This is a genomic window from Paraburkholderia sp. J63, assembly GCF_905220245.1.
Lineage (GTDB): Bacteria > Pseudomonadota > Gammaproteobacteria > Burkholderiales > Burkholderiaceae > Paraburkholderia.
The window spans coordinates 1-12,154 of sequence record NZ_CAJMZF010000022.1 but is presented as its reverse complement, the minus strand read 5'-3'; the positions used below and the strand labels follow the sequence as shown (position 1 = coordinate 12,154).

13 protein-coding genes and 1 pseudogene are annotated in these 12,154 nt (G+C 62.3%); 10 read left to right on the top strand and 4 right to left on the bottom strand.

Going from position 1 to position 12,154, the window contains the following annotated elements; all coding sequences use genetic code 11:
- Positions 1-12 precede the first annotated feature (12 nt).
- Entirely contained in the window at positions 13-261 is a 249-nt protein-coding gene (locus tag U5775_RS22610; protein ID WP_322060324.1) for a hypothetical protein, read from the bottom strand.
- Positions 262-361: 100 nt separating this feature from the next.
- On the opposite strand from U5775_RS22610, the pseudogene U5775_RS22605 reads away from it, so the two are divergent.
- The 3 genes and pseudogenes from U5775_RS22605 to U5775_RS22595 all read left to right on the top strand — a co-directional run.
- A pseudogene (locus tag U5775_RS22605) lies at positions 362-664 on the top strand (amidohydrolase family protein); the annotation flags it as partial.
- 203 nt (positions 665-867) lie between these two features.
- Positions 868-1,170: a type II toxin-antitoxin system prevent-host-death family antitoxin gene (locus tag U5775_RS22600; RefSeq protein ID WP_322060323.1), complete on the top strand. Its 303-nt coding sequence runs from the start codon at positions 868-870 to the stop codon at positions 1,168-1,170.
- Entirely contained in the window at positions 1,115-1,423 is a 309-nt protein-coding gene (locus U5775_RS22595) for a Txe/YoeB family addiction module toxin (RefSeq protein ID WP_322060322.1), read from the top strand. Before U5775_RS22600 ends, U5775_RS22595 begins: the two co-directional genes overlap by 56 nt.
- Here the strand turns inward: U5775_RS22595 and U5775_RS22590 are convergent.
- Positions 1,414-2,469: a GSU2403 family nucleotidyltransferase fold protein gene (locus U5775_RS22590; RefSeq protein ID WP_322060321.1), complete on the bottom strand. Its 1,056-nt coding sequence runs from the start codon at positions 2,467-2,469 to the stop codon at positions 1,414-1,416. The genes U5775_RS22595 and U5775_RS22590 overlap by 10 nt on opposite strands.
- 141 nt (positions 2,470-2,610) lie before the next feature.
- Positions 2,611-3,558: a cupin gene (locus tag U5775_RS22585; RefSeq protein ID WP_322060320.1), complete on the bottom strand. Its 948-nt coding sequence runs from the start codon at positions 3,556-3,558 to the stop codon at positions 2,611-2,613.
- A 299-nt stretch (positions 3,559-3,857) separates the two neighbouring features.
- On the opposite strand from U5775_RS22585, the gene U5775_RS22580 reads away from it, so the two are divergent.
- Positions 3,858-4,793 carry a LysR family transcriptional regulator gene (locus U5775_RS22580; protein WP_322060415.1) on the top strand — a complete coding sequence of 312 codons (936 nt, stop codon included), beginning with the start codon at positions 3,858-3,860 and terminating at the stop codon, positions 4,791-4,793.
- Positions 4,794-4,819: 26 nt separating this feature from the next.
- On the opposite strand, the gene U5775_RS22575 is transcribed toward U5775_RS22580, so the two are convergent.
- Positions 4,820-5,647 carry a helix-turn-helix transcriptional regulator gene (locus U5775_RS22575; RefSeq protein ID WP_322060319.1) on the bottom strand — a complete coding sequence of 276 codons (828 nt, stop codon included), beginning with the start codon at positions 5,645-5,647 and terminating at the stop codon, positions 4,820-4,822.
- A gap of 148 nt (positions 5,648-5,795) precedes the next feature.
- On the opposite strand from U5775_RS22575, the gene U5775_RS22570 reads away from it, so the two are divergent.
- From U5775_RS22570 to U5775_RS22545, 6 genes are all read left to right on the top strand, one after another.
- A complete protein-coding gene (locus tag U5775_RS22570) occupies positions 5,796-7,523 on the top strand; it encodes an FAD-dependent monooxygenase (protein ID WP_322060318.1) in 1,728 nt (575 codons plus the stop codon).
- Positions 7,511-7,714 carry a DUF2783 domain-containing protein gene (locus U5775_RS22565; protein ID WP_322060317.1) on the top strand — a complete coding sequence of 68 codons (204 nt, stop codon included), beginning with the start codon at positions 7,511-7,513 and terminating at the stop codon, positions 7,712-7,714. Before U5775_RS22570 ends, U5775_RS22565 begins: the two co-directional genes overlap by 13 nt.
- A 57-nt stretch (positions 7,715-7,771) precedes the next feature.
- Positions 7,772-8,323: a VOC family protein gene (locus U5775_RS22560; RefSeq protein WP_322060316.1), complete on the top strand. Its 552-nt coding sequence runs from the start codon at positions 7,772-7,774 to the stop codon at positions 8,321-8,323.
- On the top strand, positions 8,272-9,336 hold the full coding sequence (locus U5775_RS22555; protein WP_322060315.1) for a fumarylacetoacetate hydrolase family protein: 1,065 nt from the start codon (positions 8,272-8,274) through the stop codon (positions 9,334-9,336). The genes U5775_RS22560 and U5775_RS22555 overlap by 52 nt, the downstream gene beginning before the upstream one ends.
- Before the next feature lie 232 nt (positions 9,337-9,568).
- Complete coding sequence (locus U5775_RS22550) at positions 9,569-10,900, top strand: MFS transporter (RefSeq protein ID WP_322060314.1); 1,332 nt, start codon at positions 9,569-9,571, stop codon at positions 10,898-10,900.
- Between the two features lie 69 nt (positions 10,901-10,969).
- Positions 10,970-12,055 (top strand): porin, encoded by a 1,086-nt coding sequence (locus tag U5775_RS22545; RefSeq protein ID WP_322060313.1) that lies wholly within the window; start codon positions 10,970-10,972, stop codon positions 12,053-12,055.
- Positions 12,056-12,154: the final 99 nt, after the last annotated feature.

Sequence of the window (12,154 nt, the reverse complement as noted above, 5' to 3'; positions counted from 1 at the left end):
CGACGTGGCGCTTCAATCCTTGCCCCAGCGCCAGCGAGGCGGCTCGCCTTTGAGCCAGCAAACGGCGATGAGAACGAGGCTGTAGAGCACGACCAGCAAGATGAAAGTCGAGAGGTGATAGTTGGGCGGGGCAACGCGTATGGTGATGCCGATCAGCGCGAAGTAGACGATCAGCACCACCCATCCTTGCCAGCGGGTCGGCAAGCCCCAGCCCCAGCCATAGCGCTTGGCCGGAAACCAGTATTCGGGTGCGGATGGCATGGCATGTTCTCCTGTCGCGCGCGTCTTCAATATCGATTCGTTGATTGTCCTCGATTTTGGCCGTCCGCTCGCGCTCGCTTCGATGTCGCCGGCGACTTTCGTCCGCGCGGCGATCCAGAAGGGCGCCACGCAGATCAAGATCATGGCCTCGGGCGGCGTGGCCTGGCCGGTCGATCCCATCTCCAATATGCAGTACTCCGAAGAGGAGATCCGCGCCATCGTCGGCGAGGCCGAAGCGGCCAACACCTACGTGATGGCGCATGCCTATACCGCACGCGCGATTGCACGCGCCGTGCGGACGATCGAGCACGGCAATCTCGTCGACGAGGCCGCAGCGGCGCTCATGCACGAGCATGGCGCCTTCGTGGTCCCGCCGCTCGTCACCTATGACGCGCTCGCGCAACTTGACGTTTTGTACAATGCTAAGTACAATGATCGGCGTAGTGGATGCTTGCCCTTTTGTCCCGTGATCTGCTGTTACGGGACTTCGGCTATTCGACCACTGACTGCCAAATTCTGATGGCAGTCGACCGATCGCTAAATTCTGTTTGTTGACCGCTAACTTTCCCTATCGGGAGCGGGCAGCATCGTCCCTTGGAGCTCTTGATGAACATCCTGACTTTCAGTGAGGCGCGAGCCGGCTTGAAGCAGGCGATGGATGATGTATGCCGGGATCACGAACCCGCAGTCATCACGCGGCAGCGTGGGGAGCATGTCGTGCTGATATCGCTGGACGACTTCAATAGCATGCAGGAAACGCTGCATTTGCTCGGGTCGCCCGCTAACGCGAAGAGGCTGAGTGAATCTATCGCTGAATTCAATGCCGGCAAGACCGCGAAGCGAGGCTTGATAGATGAACCAGCAGAGAAAGAAGGCCAGAAACAAGACGGAAGCCGTAAACGCAGTTGAAGTTGCATGGTCGAGCAACGCCTGGGATGATTATCTCCATTGGCAAGCGACGGACATGGCGATCGTTCGCGAGATCAACGGGCTTCTCGAAGAAATTTCACGTGATCCGTTTCGCGGAACGGGCAAGCCGGAACCTTTGAAGGGAAGTCTTACCGGGTTCTGGTCGCGACGAATCACGAAGGCCGATCGCCTCGTATATATCGTCCAGGACGGCGTCACTTACGTCATGCAGTGTCGTTACCACTACTCATGACCCCCCACACCCGCCTCAAGCTCCTCCAGCGCCCCCTCATGCGCCTCGAGCAGGCGCCGCACCTCGGGCAGCGCGCGACGCACGAGCGCGCGTGCCGAAACGGGCAAGTCCCCACAAGCGTCCTCGATATCGCCGCTGCGGTGATCGCCTAGCATCGCGAGGAGTACGCACGCCTGCTGCACATCCTTTTGCGACTTGATGAGCATGTTGGTGCGCAGGCGCGACGCCAGCAGCTTGTGAATCGCGAAGCGCGCCGGGTCCGGCACCCGGACGGGAACCGCGCCGTGCCGCGAAATCAGCGTGCCCATCTGCGACTTGCCGAGCAGGAAGGCGAGGTAGGGCAGCCCCGTCGCGTGCGCGTCCAGCTCGGGCACGGCGATGGTCGGAAACGAATCGTCCTCCGAAGGCACGAGCAGATCGACATGAAAGCGCGTCGCGCCCGCCTGCTTGAACGAGGTTGAGGGCGCGCCGCGCGTCATCGGCGGCACCTCCACGAAGGCGATGCCGGTCTCCTTGAGGATCGCGAGCAGGCCGCCCGTGGGCACGTGCTGCAGCGCGAGTTGCCGCGCGCGCGCAATGTCGACGTCTTCGGTCTCGTAGGCGAGCGCCTTGATGCCGAGGCTGTTGAGCAGCACCGCGTAGGCATGCGAGCCGATCAGCACGGCCCCCGCCTGGAACAGGCCGTGGTTGTACAGCACCCCCATCGTGGCATAGGTCTTGTTGTCGGCAATCTGAAAGCCCAGCTTCGCGAGTTCGCGGATGCGGTTCACGAGGTCCTTGCCTTGCGCGATGCGCGCGCGCATCGTCTCCACGCGTGCTTCCACCTCGGGGTCGCCTTGCGGGCCGCCGAGGCTTTCCTCCTGGCGCTTGCCCTCGGGGTTCATGAACTGGCGCGCGTAGTAGACGAGGTCGGCGCGCTTGTGCTCGAGGATCGTCCCCGGCGCGCCGATGAGCACCGCGTCCTGCGCGGCGGCGGCCTGCTCGACGTTGGCAAGCTGGGCACAAAAGGCCTGGTCGTGACGTTGGTAGAGCGGTAAGCCGAGCATGTCAGGTGCGTTTTCAGTAATTTTTTATATTTTACTGAAAAGTGCCCGGGCGGGGGAGATTTCAGTAATTTTTCGATAATTACTGAAACGCCCCGCCGCCACCGCCCCACGCCGCATCACGTCACGCGCGGCTGCCCCGCATCACCTCGCAAACCGGATATCGAGCGAGCGCAGATACGTCTGCAGGCCCGCGTCCTGGAGCGGGATCACGTAGGCGTCGTCGTCGGATTCGTTGAAGTGCGCGTGCCAGTAGCCCGGCGGCGTGACGAAGGCCATGCCCGGCGTCCAGTCCACGCGCACCGGATCGACGATATTCCCGCCAGCGTCGAGCTCCGTGCCCACCAGCGTATAGACGCCGGGCTTCGCCGCGGGGATGAAGTCCAGCGCGATGGACTGGTGGCGGTGCGGCTTTTGCATCGTCCCCGGGCCGATCAGGCCGAACATGGCCCACATCGAATGCGTGACCGTGCGCGTCTGCGGGAAGTTGGCGTTGCCGAGCAGCACGCTGATGCGGTTGCGCTGGCTCGCGCCCGGCGCGCTCGCCACCTTCTCGAGCTCCGCCTTCGCGCGCTCCGCGGGATAGAGCGTGGGGCTGAAACGCGCGCGCGAAACCGTGGCGCCGAGATAGCTGAGCAGCGGCGCGTCGCTCACGTAGTAGAGGCGCGCGGTGGTCTGGGCCGCGAGCACGGCCTTGGCGCCGCCCGGCAGCGAGAAGAAGTCGCCCGCGCCGAACAGGAACGATGCATCGCCCTGCGTCACGGCGCCCGAGCCTTCGAGCACGTAGAACACCTGCGAGGTGGCGTTCGGGTTCACCGCAACCTGCTCGCCCGCCACGATGCGGATGAAGCTCGCGAGCAGCGCGGGTCCCGTGGCCGGGTAGTCGCAGCCGAGTTCGGGGGCAAGGTCGAGCGGCACGATGCGCGTCGGGCCGTCGTCGTAGAGCGACGAGAGGAAGGTCCGGTACGGCACGCGCGGGATCAGCCTGGCCCCGATCGGGTTCGCCGACGAGGTGTATTCGAAATATTCGGCTTCGTGCGTCGCGAAATCGTCGTCCAGCTTGAGCGTCGAGGGATCGGTCCGGGTTTGCATCTTCTGACTCCTTTGAAGGTGGGGCTCGTCGAGCAGGGGTTTCGCTGCGCGGGAACCGCGGGGGGATCGCGGAACGCAGCGGCTTGAGCACGACTATAGGAGCGCGGCCGGGCGCGCAGAACGGCGCTCCGGGGGAATCAGTTTTGCGTGGCGCGGATAGCCTTCGCGAGGCCCGCGCCCCGGACCGGACCGCCGGGTAAAATGCGCTACGACGGCGCCCCGGCCATTGCAGGGGCGAACGGACACGAACGAGCACGAACGAACACGGCGGGACGAGGGCGGAGGCGCGCAAGGTGGTGATCGATTATTTTTTGGCGATTCGGGCATTTCTTCAGTCCGCGGAGCTGGGCAGCTTCAGCAAGGCGGCCGAGCGGATCGAGGTCAAGACGTCGACGGTCTCGCGCTATATCTCCGAGCTCGAAGCCGACCTCGGGATCGCGCTGTTCAATCGCTCGACGCGCGGCCTCACGCTGACCGAGGGCGGACGCGTGTTTCGCGAGCGCGCCTTGCGCGTGATGCAGAGCCTCGACGAGGCGCGCGAGGCCGCCTCGTCGCTCAATAGCGCGCCGCAAGGCGTGCTGCGCGTCACCATGCCGACGTCGTTCGGGCGCCGGCACGTGATCCGCCATCTGCCCGAATTCATGGCGCGCTACCCCAAGATCAACGTCGATGCGGTCCTGACCGACGAGGTCGTGAACATCATCGAGGCCGGCATCGACGTGGCCGTGCGCATCGGCGTGCTGCCCGATTCGCAACTGATGGCGAGGCAGCTCGCCACGCACCGGCGCATCGTCTGCGCGAGCCCGGCCTATCTCTCGCGGCACGGGCATCCGGCCACGCCTGCGGAGCTCGCCTCGCACGAGGCCATCCGCTTTCCGCTGACCGCCGAGGACAAGTGGGTCATCGTGAGTCCCTCGGGCCGCGGCAGCGCGGGCGAGGTCACGGTCAAGCTGGGCGGCCGCCTGCGCGTCGACGACACCGAGGCCGTGCTCTCGCTCGCGCTGGCCGGCATGGGCGTCGCGCTGCTGCCCGAATGGGCCGCGGGCGGCGCGCTGCGCGAAGGCAAGCTCGTGCAGTTGCTGCCCGGCTGGGAGGCGCGCACCTCCACCGCGACGCCGGGCGTGTGGGGCGTCTATCCGCCCAAGAAAACCGTTTCAACGAAAGTGCGCGCGTTCCTCGACTTCTTTGCGGGTCTCTACGCGCGCGAAGGCTATTGGCAGGAGCCTTCGGCCTGATACGGCCGTATCGCAACGCCGTGGCGTTATCGATCGTCCTTTGCGCGCGCCGCTTTCCTGGCCGGGCCCAGATTCGCGGGAAGCTGGTCGAGCGTCGTGAGCAGATCGCGCTGAGACTTGATGCCCAGTTTGGCGAACGCGCGATAGCGGTACGTCAACACCGTGGTTTCCGATAGCCCCATCAAAGCCGCCGTTTCTCTCGAGGTCTTTCCCGCGAGCAGCCAGGAGATGACCTGCTTTTCACGGTGCGCGAGGTTCGTGAGAATCCGGTGGTGCAACGCGTCGCTCACCGCGCGCCGCGAAGTCTTTCTGACGTGCGCGAGCACCGCCTCTTCGAGCACTGGCGCGTAACGCGTCAGCGTGTCGAAGTCGCGTTCGGAAAACAGCTCGAATGAGAGATTGCGGTAAAGGCTGATTGCCGCGCGAAATCCGTTGCGGTCCAGCAGCAATATCGAGGCTCGCTCGCGAATGCCGGGTTTCGTGTAGCAGAGCTCACGATATCTCGGCTCGCTCACGTCTTCCGCAAACTGATGGCTCATCCAGAGCTGCGAACGCGCCGGAACGCGCTTGCGGGAAAGCCACGTCATGTTGTTATCGAGCAGGTCGAATCGATTGCTGTAGTAATCGACGGCCGTAATCGACGCGACGGCGCCGTGCGCGCTCGCGGTCGACAACGCCGAGACACGGCCATTCGACTCCAGCGCGAACAGCGTGCAGTGACTCGCGGGAACCCAGGGCTGCATCGCGGCGAGGATGTATTGCGCCAGCTCCTCGGTGCCGATCCCCGCAATGACGCTCGTGACGAAAGACAGCGGGACGTTGTCGTGCGGCGCTTTGATTTTCCAGTATTTCACGCGTTCCTCGGGTTCCTCAGGGTTTCTACGTCATAAGAACTTATGACAACGGCGGGCGTCCATTGGCTGAACAATAACGTCGGCGCTTCCATCACGCACATTAGACGTTAAACGCAGTGCAAAGCGCAATCGACGAAGGAGACAGTCTATGAGCGACGCATCTGGAAATATCGACCGTATTGGGCCATTTATTTATGAGCGATTTCCCCCCACGCTTCCCGCGCTGATTGACGGCGTGGAGCCCGCGAGACACGACGTCGTCATCGTCGGTGGCGGACCCGTCGGGCTCGCTACCGCATTGGGGCTCGCACGGTTCGGCGTTCGCTCGGTCGTTCTCGAAGCGGACGATTCCGTTTGCGAGGGCAGCCGCGCGGCGTGCATCTCCCGCCGCAGTCTGCAGATTGTCGAGAGACTCGGCGCGCTCGACGCATTCCTCGCAAAGGGGCTGCGCTGGAGCCGGGGCCGCAGCTTTTATCGTGAAGACGAGGTGTTCAGCTTCGAGATGCCCAATGATCCATTGGAGAAGCTGCCGCCGATGATCAATCTTCAGCAGTATTACATCGAGCACTTTTTGCTCGGGGCGATCGAGCATGTCAATGCGATCACGCCCGGCACGATCGAGGTGCGCTGGGGCTCGCGTGTGAACCGCGTCCTGGCGAATGACGCCGAGGTCGAGATCGATGTCGAATCCGCTGACTGCGAGTACAAAACCCGCGCAAGCTGGCTGGTCGCCTGCGATGGGGGACAGAGCTTTGTTCGCAAAGCACTGGGACTCGATCTCAAAGGAACGGGCTACGAAGGGCGGTACGTCATCATCGACATCGAGCTTGCCAGCGATGCGCCCACCGAGCGGCGCGCGTGGTTCGATCCGCCCTGGTGGCGCGGCTCGACCATCCTGATGCATCGCCAGCCCGACAACATCTGGCGCATCGACTACCAGTTGCGCGCCGGAGACTCGACGGAAGACGCGCTCTCGCCGTCGCGCGTGCAGGAATTCGTGCAGACGCATCTGAACGCCATCGGCGAAGGCCATCGTTCGTGGAAACCGGTCTGGACCTCGGTCTATCGAGCGGGCGCGATGACTTTGGACTCCTACCGGCACGACCGGATTCTGTTTGCCGGGAATGCGGCTCACGCGATGCCCATTTTTGGCGTGCGCGGGCTCAACTCGGGCTTTGACGACGCGGACAATCTCGCGTGGAAGTTGGCGCTTGTCGTAGCACACGGCGCTGACGAAGCGCTTCTCGATCGCTACAGCGACGAACGGATTGAAGCGTTCCATGAGAACGCCGCCAGTGCGATGCGCAGCACGGAATTCATGTCGCCCCCGTCGCGGGGATTCGACTTGATGCGGGAGGCTTGTCTGTCTCTCGCGAAAGAGAACCCGTCGATTTCCACGCTGGTGAATCCGCGTCAAACCAATACGGTCACCTATTCGGTTCCCGGTGCGTTGCCGGAAGCCGACGCATTTGCTGGCGGCCCCGTTCCCGGTGCGGTTGCGGTCGACGTTCCGCTTCGCGATCAGGGCCGGTTTCTCAGCGACATCCTTCGCGCGCCCGGCTTCACCGTGCTCACGTTTGGCCTTTGCGCCGATGAGATCCAGTCGCTGGAGGACAGCGTCACAACGCTACCCGTGCCGGTTCAGATTCGAAACATTGCAACGAGCGGCGGCGAACATGAAGTCGTCGTCGCGGCGGAATTTATGGCGATGATCCAGCAAGCCTATGGCGCAACCGATGGATCGGTCTACCTCGTGCGCCCGGACGGACACGTTGCGGCCCGCTGGCACCGCCCGTCTCAAGCGCGCGTGCGAGAGGCGATATCGCGCGCGTGCGCCTCGAATTTCGATGCAGTGGAGGAATCATGTCTCAATTGAATGAGCGCGCGAGAGATCAGCTCTATACGCGATGCGCTCGCGCCATAAGCCATGCGGGCAGGGAAGCGGAATCGCTGTTCCTCGCGAGATTGGCGCTGCTTCTGTTCGAGCAGATCGGCGACGAAAAGATCTGTGAAGAAGCGATCGCCGCCGCCCTGCGTGCATTGCCCGCGCCGTCGCTATCCGCATGACGGCAACTGCCGACACTAACACGACGCTTTGCGTCATCGACTATTGACCCTACTGCCATGAACAACACGCTCGCCGCTCCCGTGGGCACGGTGCTCGGCCTCCATCATTTCGCCTGGCGCGCCCGTGACGCCGAAGAGACGCGCCATTTCTATGAAGACGTTCTCGGTTTACCGCTGGTTCACGTGATAAAGAAGGATTACGTGCCGAGCACCGGCGAATATTGCCCCTATGTGCATATCTTCTTTCGCATGTTCGACGGCTCGCACATTGCATTCTTCGACCTCGGCGATGGGCAGTGCGCCGCTCCGAGTGCGAATACGCCTGCATGGGTCAATCACATTGCACTGCGCGTGGAAAGCCGCACGAAACTGGCGGAAATGAAGGCCCGCTTGATCGACCATAACGTCGACGTGATCGGTGTGACAGACCACGACGGATATATCGAGTCGATCTATTTCTTCGATCCCAATGGATTGCGCCTGGAACTGACCACCGAAGTCGCCTCAGCCGAGGTGGTCAGTGGATTTGCGCAACATGCCCATGAGCAACTGGCGCAATGGACGGCCGAATCGGCCAAACGCAAAGCCGCATCGCAGGGGGTTGCATGAGCACGACATCGGCCGCACTTCGGCTGGCCACGCGGCCAAACGGTACGCGAGACGGCGAACTCGTGATTGTCTCGGCCAGCGCCCGGCGCTGCATGCCGGTTCCGACCATCGCGAGGACCCTGCAAGCGGCGCTCGACGACTGGTCGGACGTCGCGCCACAACTGGAAGCGCTCTGTCGCCGGCTCGATGCCGGTGGATGGAGCTCGTGCGAATCATTCGACTCCGCAGCGGCGCTCGCACCGTTGCCACGCGCGTATCAATGGGCCGATGCGTCGGTTTACCGGAATCACGCGCGCCTCATGTATCAATGGCGCAAGGAGCCCATTCCGCCCGGCTATGAGACGGAACCGCTCGTCTATCAAGGCGGCTCGGACGTCATGCTCGCCGGTCGAGCGCCGATCACGGCAGTCAGCGCCGATCACGGAATCGACTTCGAGGCAGAGATCGCGGTGATTACCACCGACGTCCCGATGGGCGCCACCGTCGAACAGGCACAGAACTGCATCGCGCTGGTCGTGCTCGTTAATGACGTCTCGCTGCGCGGACTCATTCCTGGCGAGCTGGCCCGCGGCTTTGGCTTTTACCAAAGCAAGCCCGCGAGCAGCTTCGCGCCCATCGCGATTTCACCGGCAGCGCTCGGCGACGCGTGGCGCAATGCGATGCTGCATCTTCCCGTGCAAATCGCGTTCAACGGCGAGCTATTTGGTGCGCCGAATGCGGGTGAGGAAACGGTGTTCAACTTCGCCCAGATCATCGCTCACCTGAGTAAAACCCGTGCCCTGTGTGCCGGCACGATTGTGGGCGCGGGCACGATCAGCAACGCGGATCCGTCGACCGGAAGCGCCTGCATCACCGAAGCACGCGTTCGCCAGGCGCTCTCGGGCGTGACAGACGATCAACAGCAGCGGTATCTGCGGGATGGCGATCGCATCAGGATAGAGATCCTTGCAGACGACGGCAGCTCGGTATTCGGCGCAATCGATCAAATCGTTTCGGTTCGCGGGAAAAACTGATTCCTGGTCCCCCGATCACGGTCCCGCAAGACCCATTCGGCCCATCCAGTTGGATGGGCTTTTTTTCGTCTAACGAAGTAAGCGCCTGAGAAAGCGGATCGGGAACACCTGATCAGGGAAAGCACGCCCTAAGAACTTATGACAATGACCGGGTCCATGCTCTCCCACAATCGCACGTGGAATGAACGATGGAAACGATGACGTAATCGTGCGTCACATATTGGAGACCTCAATGAAACCGAATCCCGCGACACAGGCGAGGGACATGTCCGAACTCTATCGGAAGATAAGCCGCCACATCGTGCCTTTTGTCTTTACCGGCTTTGTGATCGCATTCCTCGATCGAATCAATATCGGCTTCGCGCAGTTGCAGATGAAGACCGATCTCGGCTTTAGCGATGCCGTATACGGGCTCGGTGCCGGGGTCTTCTTTCTTGGCTATTTCCTGTGCGAAGTCCCCAGCAACCTGCTGCTGGAGCGCATCGGCGCGCGCCGCACCTTCATGCGCATCATGATCGGCTGGGGCGTTGTCTCGTCGTGCATGGCGCTCGTGACGACACCGTGGATGCTTTACGTCATGCGATTCCTGCTCGGCGTATTCGAGGCCGGCTTCTTTCCCGGGATCGTTCTCTACCTGACCTACTGGTTTCCTGCTGCGCGCAGGGCTTCGGTGACCGCGTGGCTATTCGTGGCGGTGGCCGTGGCCGGCGTGATCGGCGGCATCGTGTCCGGCGCAATCATGGAGTACGCGGCGGGCCTGCATGGCCTCGCGGGCTGGCAATGGATGTTCATCCTCGAGGGCGCTCCCGCGGTCGTCATGGGCGTTGTCGTGCGGCTGTTCCTTGTGGACGGCCCTGAAAACGCGCGCTGGCTGACCGACGAGGAGAAGCAACACGTTCAGCGCGATCTGGCCGCGGATCTGGCGTCCAAAGAAGCGGTCGCGTCGAAGTCGATCGGTGCCGCGCTCCGCAATCCCATGGTGTACCTGTTTTCGGCCGTCTATTTCACGCTGACGTGCGGCACGATGGCGATCAGCTTCTGGCTGCCTACGATCATCCACGGCGCCGGGATTCATAGCGTCTTCGATACGGGCTTGCTGAGCGCGATTCCCTACGGCATCGGCGCGATCGGCATTGTCGCGATCTCGCGCCACTCGGACAAACATCGCGAACGGTTCCATCACTACGCCGTCTGCACCATCGGCGGCGGCGTCGCGCTTTGCCTGATCGGCCTCTATGGAGGAGGGCTGTACTCGGCGTTGCTGTTCCTCAGCGTGGCCGTTGTTCTGACGTTCGCCGCGCTACCGATTTTCTGGTCGATGCCTCAGGACCATCTCTCCGGCACGGGCGCGGCGGGCGGGCTCGCGCTCATCAGCAGCCTTGGGCAACTCGGCAGCTTCTTCAGTCCGGCGCTGATCGGCTGGATCAAGACGACCACGGGCAGGCTCGATGCGGGGCTCTACGTTCTGGCCGCGTTGCTGATTACGGGCGGCATCGCCGTGCTGGTTTATGCGGGTAGACAGGTTCGCAGCACTGATCGTCGTGTTGCCGGTCATCGTTCCTGAAATTGCAATCATAAAAACGATTTGGAGATCAAACAATTGAAGCGCTGTCTTTTCGTTGGTACCTTGCTTGTGTCGGCTAATGCCTTTGCTCAAAGCAGTGTCACGCTCTACGGCATCATGTCGGTGGGTGTCGAGTGGGTCAATAATTCAGGCGGCAGTCACGTCTACAAGATGCTGAGCGGCGCCAATCAGAACTCTCGCTGGGGTCTGAAAATGCGCGAAGACCTGGGAGGCAATCTGTACGCGGTCGCGCAGCTCGAGAACGGCTTCGACGTCACGAACGGCGCGTTCCAGCAGGGCGGCCGGATGTTCGGCAGGCAGGCTTTTGTCGGCCTGGAGGACAAGCGGCTCGGCACCGTCACGTTCGGGCGGCAATACGACGAGTTCTGGGACTACCTGAGTCCGATGGCGCCGATGACGACGAACGGCCTGGCCGCACATCCTGGCGACGCGGACAATCTGATGGGCAGTTGGCGCTATAACAATTCGGTGAAGTACGTTTCGCCCACCGTTGGCGGGTTGAACGCGTCGCTGCTCTATGCCTTCAGCAACGCGGCAGGCGCATTCTCGTTGAATCGCGCATGGAGCGCCGGCGCCAGCTATACGGGGTCCAGCTTCAAAATTGCAGCGGCGTACGTTGAACTCGATCGCCCCGGAACCGCGAACACGGCTGGCGCCGTGACCGACGACTACGCCGCGGCCCCGTTCTTTTTATTCCGCACGAGTCCGCTCAATCGCAATGCCGGGACCGAGCGGCAACGCAACTACGGCATTGGATCGTCGGTTCAATTCGGGACGCGGGGAACGTGGAACGTCATCGTCGATCAGGTCAACTACCGTTACCTCGATGGGACGAGTTTTACGCTGACCAACTTCGATACGTCGTATAGCTACCTCATCAATCCCGCGCTTTCGATCGGCGCGGCCTATATCTATTCATTGGGCCGCTATGGAGGTGCAGCCGATTCGCGTGCGCATTGGCATACCGCGCAGATCAGCCTCGATTATCTTTTGTCGAAACGGACGGATGTCTACATTTACGACACGTTCCAGGCCGCGGCTGGAAGATACGCGGTTGCCGCCGTTTATGGCAACGTTCCCTCCACGAGTTCGAACCAGAACGTGGTCATGGTTGGGATACGCCACAAGTTCTAGGACTTTCACATGACCCTGCTCGCACGCTATGCAAGGACCATGGCGTGCGAGCAGGCCGTTCCGGGCGATCATCGGCGACGCGATCTTTCCCGATCCATC

Excerpts from the sequence above, each read along its gene's own strand:
- U5775_RS22610 (WP_322060324.1), bottom strand. The coding sequence starts at position 261 with ATGCCATCCGCACCCGAATACTGGTTTCCGGCCAAGCGCTATGGCTGG.
- U5775_RS22600 (WP_322060323.1), top strand. The coding sequence starts at position 868 with ATGAACATCCTGACTTTCAGTGAGGCGCGAGCCGGCTTGAAGCAGGCG.
- U5775_RS22595 (WP_322060322.1), top strand. The coding sequence starts at position 1,115 with ATGAACCAGCAGAGAAAGAAGGCCAGAAACAAGACGGAAGCCGTAAAC.
- U5775_RS22590 (WP_322060321.1), bottom strand. The coding sequence starts at position 2,469 with ATGCTCGGCTTACCGCTCTACCAACGTCACGACCAGGCCTTTTGTGCC.
- U5775_RS22585 (WP_322060320.1), bottom strand. The coding sequence starts at position 3,558 with ATGCAAACCCGGACCGATCCCTCGACGCTCAAGCTGGACGACGATTTC.
- U5775_RS22570 (WP_322060318.1), top strand. The coding sequence starts at position 5,796 with ATGAGCGACGCATCTGGAAATATCGACCGTATTGGGCCATTTATTTAT.
- U5775_RS22565 (WP_322060317.1), top strand. The coding sequence starts at position 7,511 with ATGTCTCAATTGAATGAGCGCGCGAGAGATCAGCTCTATACGCGATGC.
- U5775_RS22560 (WP_322060316.1), top strand. The coding sequence starts at position 7,772 with ATGAACAACACGCTCGCCGCTCCCGTGGGCACGGTGCTCGGCCTCCAT.
- U5775_RS22555 (WP_322060315.1), top strand. The coding sequence starts at position 8,272 with ATGGACGGCCGAATCGGCCAAACGCAAAGCCGCATCGCAGGGGGTTGC.
- U5775_RS22550 (WP_322060314.1), top strand. The coding sequence starts at position 9,569 with ATGAAACCGAATCCCGCGACACAGGCGAGGGACATGTCCGAACTCTAT.